This window comes from Mycolicibacterium neoaurum (genome assembly GCF_036946495.1).
Lineage (GTDB): Bacteria > Actinomycetota > Actinomycetes > Mycobacteriales > Mycobacteriaceae > Mycobacterium > Mycobacterium neoaurum_B.
This window is the reverse complement of record NZ_JAQIIX010000002.1, coordinates 2855428-2867736: the sequence shown is the minus strand read 5'-3', so window position 1 is coordinate 2867736 and position 12309 is coordinate 2855428. Positions and strand designations below refer to the sequence as shown.

Annotated in this window: 7 protein-coding genes; all 7 read right to left on the bottom strand. The window is 65.0% G+C overall.

The genetic code is table 11. The features are described from left to right. Window positions 1-9: 9 nt before the first annotated feature. On the bottom strand, window positions 10-1071 hold the full coding sequence (locus PGN27_RS19175; RefSeq protein WP_418888619.1) for a phosphatase PAP2 family protein: 1062 nt from the start codon (window positions 1069-1071) through the stop codon (window positions 10-12). Window positions 1072-1132: 61 nt separating this feature from the next. Next, window positions 1133-1882, bottom strand: a complete 750-nt coding sequence (locus PGN27_RS19170; protein ID WP_335327534.1) for a deoxyribonuclease IV — start codon at window positions 1880-1882, stop codon at window positions 1133-1135. A 283-nt stretch (window positions 1883-2165) separates the two neighbouring features. Continuing rightward, entirely contained in the window at window positions 2166-6119 is a 3954-nt protein-coding gene (locus PGN27_RS19165) for a DNA-directed RNA polymerase subunit beta' (RefSeq protein WP_335327533.1), read from the bottom strand. Window positions 6120-6156: 37 nt separating this feature from the next. Continuing rightward, entirely contained in the window at window positions 6157-9651 is a 3495-nt protein-coding gene (gene rpoB / locus PGN27_RS19160; RefSeq protein WP_335328787.1) for a DNA-directed RNA polymerase subunit beta, read from the bottom strand. 449 nt (window positions 9652-10100) lie between these two features. Continuing rightward, window positions 10101-11177, bottom strand: a complete 1077-nt coding sequence (locus PGN27_RS19155; protein ID WP_335327532.1) for an ABC transporter ATP-binding protein — start codon at window positions 11175-11177, stop codon at window positions 10101-10103. A gap of 171 nt (window positions 11178-11348) precedes the next feature. After that, window positions 11349-11738, bottom strand: coding sequence for a 50S ribosomal protein L7/L12 (gene rplL, locus PGN27_RS19150; RefSeq protein WP_335327531.1), 390 nt, complete (start codon window positions 11736-11738; stop codon window positions 11349-11351). Window positions 11739-11773: 35 nt separating this feature from the next. Further along, window positions 11774-12304, bottom strand: coding sequence for a 50S ribosomal protein L10 (gene rplJ, locus PGN27_RS19145; protein WP_335327530.1), 531 nt, complete (start codon window positions 12302-12304; stop codon window positions 11774-11776). Window positions 12305-12309 lie beyond the last annotated feature (5 nt).

Sequence of the window (12309 nt, the reverse complement as noted above, 5' to 3'; positions counted from 1 at the left end):
GCGGTTCGGTCAGCCCACCGCGATGGACGCGGCGCGGCGCGTTTCGTGCACCCGCAGGCAGTAGAACACCACCGCGGCCAGTCCCCAGCCGAGCAGGACGTCGATGACATAGTGCTCGGCGGTGTAGACCAACGTGAAAGCCATCACCAGCGGGTAGGCGATCAGCACCGGGCGCCAGCGCCGGCTCAGCCGGGTCCACAGGAAGGCGGCCAGCGCGGCGGACATGCCGGCGTGCAACGAGGGGATGGCCGCGACCAGATTCACGCTCGCCTGGCCCTGGTCGAGCAGAGCCGTGGCGGTGTGCAGATCCAGCGCCCGCCAGCCCCGCGCGACGATGCGCTCGATCCACTCGTTGGCACCGTCCATGCTGGTGCTCATCGCGCCCAACACCCCGCCGTCGGGCACACCACGCGCGGAACCGAACATGCACTGCGGTCCCGACGGTCCCCCGGCCACATCGGCCGCGGTGCACCGTGCGGCGGCCCACGGCGGCGCGGCGGGCACCAGCGCGTAGATGAGCAGACCGGCGAAGTTCAGCCCCACGAACAGTTTGACGAAGCTCTTCCACTCGTCACGGTTGCGCAGCCAGAGCACACCGGCGATGACATACGGGAGGATGAAGAAGGACATGTACACCGAGCTCATGAGCACTTCCCACAGCGGCGGCTCAGGCAGTTTGAGCCGCTCCTGCAGCCACACCGTCGGCATGTTCCCGAAGAACATCCATCGATCGGCGTCGGCTTGCCAGTGCCACATCGTCGGCCTGCCGACGAGATCTGCCGCGCCGCGGCTCAGGTCGTAGGCGATCAGCAGCAACGCAAACGGCAACCAGTCGCGGATGACGTAGAGCACCGCGCGGCCCTGACCGATGCTGGCCGCCATCAGACCGGTGCCGATATAGACCAGCAGGAGCTCGCGGTTGAACGCGAAGCCGTCGGTCACCGTGCGGTAGATGACGACACCCGCCCAGACCGCGATCGCGGCGTAGCGCAGGTAACGCAGGCGCTGGGCTCGGCGGTCGGGACCTTCGGGTAGCGAAACGATCGACTGTTCCTCGTCAATCGTGGCCACGTTACGGGAGCCTAGTTCACCTGCTGGTCACCAGGTGTTTGCCCGAGGTTGCGGTGTGGTGTCAGATGTTGTCGCGCAGAAACGCGATGTCATCCTTGCGGCCGTCCTCGGACGTCTCGCAGATGACCGGGGCATCGGCGGCCTTCACCACGGCCACCAGCAGGTCGGGATCGATCTGTCCGGTACCGAAGTTGGCGTGCCGGTCGGCACCGGAGCCGGCCGCGTCGCGGGAGTCGTTGCAGTGCACCAGATCGATGCGGCCGGTGATGGCCTTGATCCGGTCGACCGCGTCGATGAGTGCCTCGCCGGCCGCCCATGCGTGACAGGTGTCCAGGCAGAACCCGATCCCCTTGTCGCCGATGCGTTCCCACAACCGGCCGATGGTGTCGAAATGCCGCGCCATCGCGTGGTCGCCGCCCGCGGTATTTTCCAGGTAGACCGGCACGTCGGTCTCCAGGTAATCCAGCGCCTTGGCCCAGCGCTCGAACCCGGCCTCCATATCGTTGTCGTCGGCGTGGCCACCGTGCACGATCACCGCGGTCGCGTTGATCTCGGCGGCGGCATCGCAGGTGTCCTGCAGGATCTTGCGCGACGGGATGCGCACCCGGTTGTTCGCCGATGCCACGTTGATCAGATACGGCGCGTGCACGTAGAGCGGGACGGCCGCGGCCTTGAGGGTTTCGGCATCCTCGCGGGGCTTGGGTTTCTTCCAGCTCTGCGGGTTGCCGAGGAAAAACTGCACCACGTCGGCGTTCTCGGCGGCGGCCGCGGCCAGCGGGTCGTCGGGGTTCACATGCGATCCGATGAGCACGCGGCCAGTCTAGGCCCGCGCACCGACGGGCCTGCGGGGCGACGGGCCGTCGAACGTGCGGACCAGCGCGACCTGATTTCAGTGTCGCGAGCCTCGTCTGCCGTCCGACTGAAGCCAGGTAGCTCCAGGCGACCGGACACATACCTGGGTTCAGCTGGTATGGGTTGAGGCCCCATGCGGCTGAAACCACGCACAACCGATGGGTCCCGGTTCCGCTGGTCCGGCGCCACCGGGCACGAAAAAGGCCCCCGGGACGAATCCCGAGGGCCTTTTCCGAAACGAACTACCGGTAGTCCGAGTAACCGTAATCGTCCAGCGGCACGGCAGCGCCGGTGCTCTGGCCGAAGTCCGGGCTGTAGTACTGATCCTCGTAGGACGGGATCGTGTACGCCGCAGCGCGGGCCTCTTCGGTCGGGTTGACCTGGATGTCGCGGTAACGGGCGATGCCGGTACCGGCCGGGATCAACTTACCGATGATCACGTTCTCCTTCAGACCCATCAGCTTGTCGCTGCGGCAGTTGATCGCCGCATCGGTCAGCACGCGAGTGGTCTCCTGGAACGACGCCGCCGACAGCCACGAATCGGTGGCCAGCGATGCCTTCGTGATACCCATCAGCACCGGACGTCCCGCCGCGGGCTCGTTGCCCTCGGCGACGACGCGACGGTTCTCCGACTCGAACTCGCTGCGCTCGGTCAGCGATCCGGGCAGGAACTCCGTGGCACCGGAATCGATGATCGTCACGCGGCGGAGCATCTGCCGCACGATGACCTCGATGTGCTTGTCGTGGATCGACACACCCTGGGCGCGGTAGACCTCCTGGACCTCGCGGACCAGGTGGATCTGCACCTCGCGCGGGCCCTGCACACGCAGCACCTCGTGCGGATCGGCAGCACCTTCCATGAGCTGCTGGCCGACCTCGACATGGTCACCGTCGGAGAGCAGGCGCTCGGAACCGTCGTCGTGCTTGAACACCTTCAGGCGCTGGCGACGGGTCAGCTTGTCGTAGACGACTTCCTCGCCACCATCGTCGGGAACGATGGTGATCTTGTAGAACTTGTCGGTCTCCTCAAGCTGCACCCGGCCGGTGACATCGGCGATCGGGGCCTTGTTTCGCGGAACGCGGGCCTCGAACAGCTCCTGCACACGCGGCAGACCACCGACGATGTCGGCGCCACCGGTGACACCACCCTGGTGGAAGGTACGCATGGTCAGCTGCGTGCCGGGCTCACCGATCGACTGCGCGGCGACGATACCGACGGCCTCGCCGATGTCGACGAGCTTGCCGGTGGCCATCGAACGGCCGTAGCACATGGCGCAGACGCCGGTGCCCGTGGTGCAGGTCAGCACGGAGCGAACCTTGACCTCGGTGATACCGGCGGCCAGCAGCGCGTCGATGGCCGGGTCGCCCAGGTCATGTCCACGCTCGATGACGACGTTGCCGTTGGCGTCCACCGCGTCGGTGGCCAGCGTGCGGGCGTACGCCGACGTCTCGATGTGCTGATCGCGGACCAGCGTGCCGTCCTCTGCCTTCTCGGCCAGCGTGACGTTGATGCCGCGCTCGGTCTGGCAATCGGTTTCGCGCACGATGACGTCCTGCGACACGTCCACCAGACGACGGGTCAGGTAACCCGAGTCGGCGGTACGCAGCGCGGTGTCGGCCAGACCCTTACGGGCACCGTGGGTGTTGATGAAGTACTCCAGCACGGTCAGGCCCTCGCGGAAGGAGGACTTGATCGGACGCGGGATGTACTCACCCTTCGGGTTGGTCACCAGACCCTTCATGCCCGCGAGCGTGCGGGTCTGGGTGATGTTGCCCGTGGCGCCGGACTTCACGATCGTGATGATCGGGTTGTCCGAGGGGTAGTACTCCTCCAGCGCCTTACCGACCTCTTCGGTGGCCTGCTGCCAGATCTTCACCAGCTCGCCGTTGCGCTCGTCATGGTTGAGCTTGCCGCGCTGGTACTGCTTCTCGATCGCGTCGGCTTCACCCTCGTAGCGCTCCAGGATCTCCTGCTTCTGCGGGGGAACCAGCACGTCGGCCATCGACACGGTGACACCCGAGCGGGTGGCCCAGTAGAAGCCGGCGTCCTTGAGCTTGTCGACGGTCTGCGCGACGACGATCATCGGGTAGCGCTCGGCGAGATCGTTGATGATCGACGCCTGCGCCTTCTTGAACATCTGCGCGTTGACGAACGGGTAGCCCTTGGGCAGCAGCTCGTTGAACAGCACCCGGCCCAGCGTGGTCGACGCGGTCCAGGCATCCCCGTGCTTCCAGCCCTCGGGGAACAGCTGTGCCTCGATGTCGGCCGGCGGACGCAGGGTCGTCAGCCGCACCTTGATCTTGGCGCGCACGCTCAGCGCACCGCGGTCCATGGCCATGATGGCCTCGGCCGGGCTGCTGTAGACGCCGGTCTCCGGGGTGTCCTTGGCGGCCGGGGTGTATTCGCCCTTGTCACCGTCGATCTCGGTGGTCAGGAAGAACAGACCGGTCACCATGTCCAGACGCGGCATGGCCAGCGGACGACCCGACGCGGGCGACAGGATGTTGTTCGAGGACAGCATCAGGATGCGTGCCTCGGCCTGCGCCTCCGCCGACAGCGGAAGGTGCACGGCCATCTGGTCACCGTCGAAGTCGGCGTTGAACGCCTCACACACCAGCGGGTGCAGCTGGATGGCCTTGCCCTCGACCAGCTGCGGCTCGAAGGCCTGGATACCCAGGCGGTGCAGCGTGGGTGCACGGTTCAGCAGCACCGGGTGCTCGGCGATGACCTCTTCGAGGACATCCCACACCTGGGGACGCTGACGTTCCACCATGCGCTTGGCGCTCTTGATGTTCTGGGCGTGGTTCAGGTCGACCAGACGCTTCATCACGAACGGCTTGAACAGCTCGAGCGCCATCAGCTTGGGCAGACCGCACTGGTGCAGCTTGAGCTGCGGACCGACCACGATGACCGAACGGCCGGAGTAGTCGACGCGCTTACCGAGCAGGTTCTGACGGAAGCGGCCCTGCTTGCCCTTGAGCAGATCGGACAGCGACTTCAGCGGACGGTTGCCCGGTCCGGTGACCGGACGGCCGCGGCGGCCGTTGTCGAACAGCGCGTCCACCGACTCCTGAAGCATGCGCTTCTCGTTGTTGACGATGATCTCGGGAGCACCGAGATCGATCAGTCGCTTGAGCCGGTTGTTGCGGTTGATCACGCGGCGGTACAGGTCGTTCAGGTCGGAGGTCGCGAAGCGGCCACCGTCGAGCTGAACCATCGGGCGCAGCTCCGGCGGGATCACCGGAACGGCGTCGAGCACCATGCCCATCGGCGAGTTGCCGGACTGCTGGAACGCGGCGACGACCTTCAGTCGCTTGAGCGCACGCAGCTTCTTCTGGCCCTTGCCGTTCTTGATGGTGTCGCGCAGCGACTCCGCCTCGGCGTCGATGTCGAAGGTCTCGATGAGCTTCTTGATCGACTCGGCACCCATGGCACCGGTGAAGTACTCGCCGTAGCGGTCGACGAGCTCGCGGTAGAGCACCTCGTCGACGATGAGCTGCTTGACGGCCAGCTTGGTGAAGGTGGTCCAGATCTCGTCGAGCCGGTCCAGCTCACGCTGGGCCCGGTCGCGCAGCTGACGCATCTCGCGCTCGCCACCGTCGCGCACCTTGCGGCGCACGTCGGACTTGGCGCCTTCCTTCTCCAGCTCGGCCAGGTCGGCTTCGAGCTTCTGGGCCCGGGCTTCCAGGTCGGCGTCGCGCTGATCCTCGACGGCCTTCTTCTCGACGACCATCTCGGCTTCGAGCGTGGACAGCTCGTTGTGCCGCATCTCGGTGTCGACGGCGACGATGACGTAGGCCGCGAAGTAGATGATCTTTTCCAGATCCTTCGGGGCCAGGTCCAGCAGGTAGCCCAAGCGCGACGGCACGCCCTTGAAGTACCAGATGTGCGTCACGGGTGCGGCCAGCTCGATATGGCCCATCCGCTCACGGCGCACCTTGGCGCGGGTCACTTCGACGCCGCAGCGCTCACAGATGATGCCCTTGAAGCGCACGCGCTTGTACTTGCCGCAGTAGCACTCCCAGTCGCGAGTAGGTCCGAAGATCTTCTCGCAGAACAGGCCGTCCTTTTCCGGCTTGAGCGTGCGGTAGTTGATGGTCTCCGGCTTCTTGACCTCGCCGTAGGACCAGTTGCGGATGTCGTCCGCGGTCGCCAGACCGATGCGGAGTTCATCGAAGAAGTTGACGTCTAGCACGTAACTCCCTTTCCCCTTGCGGGACTAGAAATACTAATTAGGCCAGATCTTCGACAGAGGCGGATTCGTTGCGCGACAGGTTGATTCCGAGGTTGGCAGCGGCGCGCTCCAGGTCCTCGTCGTCTCCGTCCCGCATCTCGATCGCCGCGCCGTCCGAAGACAGCACCTCAACGTTCAGGCAGAGCGACTGCAGCTCCTTGAGAAGCACCTTGAACGACTCCGGGATGCCCGGCTCAGGGATGTTCTCGCCCTTGACGATTGCCTCGTACACCTTCACGCGGCCCACCGTGTCATCGGACTTGATGGTGAGCAGCTCCTGCAGCGTGTACGCCGCGCCGTAGGCCTGCATGGCCCAGCACTCCATCTCACCGAATCGCTGACCACCGAACTGCGCCTTACCACCGAGCGGCTGCTGGGTGATCATCGAGTACGGACCGGTCGAACGGGCGTGGATCTTGTCGTCGACCAGGTGGTGCAGCTTCAGGATGTACATGTAGCCGACCGTCACCGGGTACGGGAACGGTTCGCCACTGCGGCCGTCGAACAGTTCGGCCTTACCCTGCGCGTTGACCATGACATCGCCGTCACGGTTGGGAAGGGTCGAGCCGAGCAGGCCTTCGAGTTCCTTCTCCTGCGCGCCGTCGAACACCGGGGTGGCCACGATGGAGTCGGCCGGGGCCGACTGCATGCCCTCGGGCAGCTTCGCCGCCCACTCGGGTGAGCCCTCGATGTTCCAGCCGGCCTTGGCGACCCACCCGAGGTGGGTTTCCAGGATCTGGCCGATGTTCATACGACGCGGCACACCGTGGGTGTTCAGGATGATGTCCACGGGGGTGCCATCGGGCATGAACGGCATGTCCTCGACCGGCAGGATCTTGCCGATGACGCCCTTGTTGCCGTGGCGTCCGGCGAGCTTGTCGCCGTCGGAGATCTTGCGCTTCTGGGCCACGTAGACGCGGACCAGCTCGTTGACACCGGCGGGCAGCTCGTCGTCATCCTCGCGGCTGAACACGCGGATGCCGATGACCTTGCCGGACTCACCGTGGGGCACCTTGAGCGACGTATCGCGGACCTCGCGGGCCTTCTCACCGAAGATGGCGCGCAGCAGGCGCTCTTCGGGGGTCAGCTCGGTCTCACCCTTCGGGGTGACCTTGCCGACCAGGATGTCGCCGTCGCGGACCTCGGCGCCGATGCGGATGATGCCGCGCTCGTCGAGATCGGCCAGCACCTCGTCGGAGACGTTCGGGATGTCCCGGGTGATCTCCTCGGCGCCCAGCTTGGTGTCGCGGGCATCGATCTCGTGCTCTTCGATGTGAATCGAGGTGAGCACGTCCTCTTCCACCAGACGGTTGGAAAGGATGATCGCGTCCTCGTAGTTGTGACCCTCCCACGGCATGACGGCCACGAGCAGGTTCTTGCCCAGGGCCATCTCACCGTTCTCGGTGCAGGGGCCGTCGGCGAGGACCTGTCCGGCCTCCACCCGCTGCCCGGTGTCCACGATCGGGCGCTGGTTGGCGCACGTGCCGTGGTTGGACCGGGCGAACTTGCGCATCCGGTAGGTCTGGCGGCTGCCGTCATCGGCCATCACGGTGATGTAGTCCGCCGACACCTCTTCGATGACACCGGTCTTGTCGGCGACGACCACGTCACCGGCGTCGATCGCGGCGCGCAGCTCCATACCGGTGCCGACAAGCGGGGCCTCGCTGCGGACCAGCGGAACGGCCTGGCGCTGCATGTTGGCACCCATCAGGGCACGGTTGGCGTCATCGTGCTCGAGGAACGGGATCATCGCGGTCGCGACCGACACCATCTGGCGCGGCGAGACGTCCATGTAGTCCACGTCGTCGGCCGAGACGAACTCGACCTCGCCGCCCTTACGGCGGACCAGGATGCGGTCCTCCTCGAAGCGGCCGTTGGCGTCCAGCGGCGAGTTGGCCTGCGCCACGATGTGGCGGTCCTCCTCGTCGGCGGTCAGGTAGTCGATCTGGTCGGTGACCACACCGTCGGTGACCTTGCGGTACGGGGTCTCGATGAAGCCGAACGGGTTGACCCGGGCGTACACCGACAGCGACCCGATCAGGCCGATGTTCGGGCCCTCAGGGGTCTCGATCGGGCACATGCGGCCGTAGTGGCTGGAGTGCACGTCGCGAACCTCAAGGCCGGCACGCTCACGGGACAGACCGCCGGGGCCCAGCGCCGACAGACGACGCTTGTGGGTCAGACCCGACAGCGGGTTGTTCTGGTCCATGAACTGCGACAGCTGGCTGGTCCCGAAGAACTCCTTGATCGCCGCCACGACGGGGCGGATGTTGATCAGGGTCTGCGGGGTGATCGCCTCGACGTCCTGGGTGGTCATGCGCTCACGCACGACACGTTCCATACGCGACAGGCCGACCCGGATCTGGTTCTGGATCAGCTCGCCCACGGTGCGCAGACGACGGTTACCGAAGTGGTCGATGTCGTCGACCTCGACGGGCACCTCGACACCACCGGGTGCGGTCATCACCTTGTCGCCCTGGTGCAGACGCACCAGGTACTCGATGGTGGCGACGACGTCCTCTTCGGTCAGCGTGGAGTTGGTGATCGGCTGGCCCGCGTTCAGGCCGAGCTTCTTGTTCACCTTGTACCGGCCGACGCGGGCCAGGTCGTAGCGCTTGTCCTTGAAGAACAGGTTCTCCAGCAGGGTCTGCGCCGACTCCTTGGTCGGGGGCTCGCCCGGGCGCAGCTTGCGGTAGATGTCCAGCAGCGCCTCGTCGGTACCGGCGGTGTTGTCCTTCTCCAGCGTGCTCATCATGATCTCGGAGAAGCCGAAGCGCTCGGTGATCTGCTCGTTGGTCCAGCCGAGCGCCTTCAGCAACACGGTGACGGGCTGACGGCGCTTGCGGTCGATGCGGACACCGACGGTGTCGCGCTTGTCGACGTCGAATTCCAGCCAGGCGCCGCGGCCCGGGATGACCTTGACGCTGTGCAGGTCCTTCTCGGTCGCCTTGTCGATCGAGGAGTCGAAGTACACGCCCGGCGAACGGACCAGCTGGCTCACCACGACACGCTCGGTGCCGTTGATGATGAAGGTGCCCTTCTCGGTCATCATCGGGAAGTCACCCATGAAGACCGTCTGGCTCTTGATCTCACCGGTGTTGTTGTTGATGAACTCGGCCGTGACGAACAGCGGGGCCGCGTACGTCATGTCCTTGTCTTTGCACTCGTCGACCGGCGCCTTGACCTCGTCGAAGCGCGGATCCGAGAAGCTCAGCGACATGGAGCCGGAGAAGTCCTCGATCGGGGAGAGTTCGGCAAGGACCTCTTCCAGACCGCCGACGGGGTTCACATCGCCGCGGTCGACTGCCTTGGTGCGCCACTTGTCCGAACCGACCAGCCACTCGAACGAGTCGGTCTGAACGTCGAGCAGCCCCGGAACCTCGAGAGGCTCGCGGAGCTTGGCGAAGGAAATACGATTGGGCGCTCCCGGAACGGAGCTATTAGTGGAATCTGACTTGCTCTGGCTCGAGACTGCCAAGATGCACCCTTCCAGCTATATCTGCATCGGTTCGGCTGGCTCTCAAGCCCGAATCTTCGAGCCATGGCACGCGACTAGATCACTGAGCAGGGCTCAGGCTAGGTCCACGATGTCAGGTGCACAGAAGGGTGGGCAGGATGCAGCCAGCGCAACGTCCAACAATAGCGGAACATGGCGCATTCCTCAACCACGGCGTGTATGGGGTGCGTCCGGCGCTGGCTGGCGGCTGGATCCTGCACATTGCCTCATACATTGCTGCCCAACAGACTGGCCCGTTTGCCGCCGTCCGTCAAGAGATAAGGCCGTGTCGGCTGTGGAGTTTTCCGATTTGCTCGGCGCAATGTTCCGCTGAGAGCTCCGTCATGCCTATATATCCATGACGGAGCTGTCAGCGGAACATTGCGATCCGGCCAACGAAAAACCGCCCGGGCAACAGCCCGGGCGGTTTTTTGTCGGATCGGGTTCTACTGGTTGCTCACCGGGATGGACTGCGTCGGGGCGTCGTCCTCGTGATTGTGCGGGCGAGCCGGGACGTGGCCAGGCTCGTGCGAGGCGTACTGATGGGTGCCCTCGAGGTCGTCGCGGATGGCCTCCTGGGCGGCCGGGGGCAGCGTGTGCAGGATCTCGCGCACCCGTGCCTGACGACGGGCGACACCCTTACGCTCGGGCATACCGGGGGTAGCCGACAGCTGCGGCGGCACACCCTCGATCTCCTCGACACCACCATCATGCTGACCCTGCTCCAGCATGGCCTGCTCAGCGGCCGCGGTCGCTTCGTCCTTCTCCTCGGACATACCGATCGGGCCGATACGCCGACCGTTGAGGAACTGCTTGACCACCGGCTCCTCGGAGGTCAACAACACCTCACGCGGACCGAACATCACCAACTGCTTGCGGAACAACATGCCGATGTTGTCGGGCACCGTGCGCGCGATGTTGATGTTGTGCGTCACGATCAGCACCGTCGCATCGATCTGAGCATTGATATCGATCAGCAACTGCGACAGATACGCGGTACGGACCGGATCCAGACCCGAGTCCGGCTCGTCGCACAGGATGATCTGCGGGTCCAGCACCAGCGCGCGGGCCAGACCGGCACGCTTGCGCATACCACCGGAGATTTCACCGGGGAACTTGTGCCCGTCATTGGGCATACCGACGAGCTCCAGCTTCTCCATCACGATGTTGCGGATCTCGGACTCGCTCTTCTTCGTGTGCTCACGCAACGGGAAGGCGGTGTTGTCATAGATGTTCATCGAGCCGAACAGCGCACCGTCCTGGAACAGCACGCCGAACAGGGTGCGGATCTCGTAGAGCTCCTTGGCCGAGCACTCCAGGATGTTCGTGCCGTCGATGATGATGGAACCGCGCTCAGGCCGCAGCAGGCCGATCAGCGACTTCAGGAACACCGACTTACCCGTACCCGAGGGGCCCAGCAGAACGCTGACCTCACCTGCGGGAATCGACATCGTGACGTCTTCCCAGATCTTCGACGACCCGAACGATTTGCTCAGGTTGTTCACGTCGATTTGGACGCCCATACATGTTCCTTCCGATTGCAGCCCGGGTATTACCACTCGCCTGGGGCACCTGTGGCTTGAGTCACTGTAACCTACGCGCATTTCCAGCAACGACGAACCGGTGCCCCGCGAAGGCACCGAAACGACTGCGGGCCGGGTCGAATGATCGACCCGGCCCGCAGTGCGAGTGAACTACTTGACGGTGACGGTGGCGCCGGCGGCCTCGAGCTTGGCCTTGGCGTCGTCAGCGGCTTCCTTGTTGACCTTCTCCAGCAGCGGCTTGGGCGCGCCGTCGACGAGGTCCTTGGCTTCCTTCAGGCCCAGGCCGGAGACGATCTCGCGGACGACCTTGATGACGCCGATCTTCTTGTCGCCGGCACCCTCGAGGATGACGTCGAATTCGCTCTGCTCTTCGGCGGCCTCGGCGGGGGCACCACCGGCGGCGGGGCCGGCGGCCACGGCGACCGGAGCGGCGGCGGTGACGTCGAAGGTCTCCTCGAACTGCTTCACGAACTCAGAGAGCTCCAGCAGGGTCATTTCCTTGAACGCGTCGAGCAGTTCTTCGGTGGACAGCTTTGCCATGGTGATTCCTTATCTCTGTGGGTGGTGGTGGTATGTCAGGCGGCGGTTTCTTCGCCGGCCTTCTTCTCTTGCAGAGCTGCGGCCAGTCGGGCGACCTGGGACGCGGGCGCCACGAACAGCGCTGCGGCCTGGGACTGCTTCGCCTTCAGCGCGCCGGCCAGCTTGGACAGCAGGACCTCGCGCGATTCCAGATCGGCGATGCGGTTGACCTCATCGACGGAAAGAGCCTTTCCGTCCATGTAGCCGCCCTTGACGACCAGTGCCTTGTTGTCCTTGGCGAACTTCTTGATCGCCTTCGCGGCATCAACGGGCTCGCCGCTGATGAACGCGATGGCGGTCGGGCCGGCGAACAGATCGTCCAGACCCTCGATGCCGGCTTCGGCAGCCGCACGCTTGACCAAGGTGTTCTTGGCAACCGTGTAGGTGGTTCCGTCGCCCAGCGACCTGCGCAGCTCGGCAAGATTGGACACCGTCAGGCCGCGATACTCGGTGACGACGGTGGCCGTCGCCTCCTTGAACTTCTCGGCGATGTCGGCGACCGCGGTGGCCTTTTCAGCCTTGGCCATGCTTG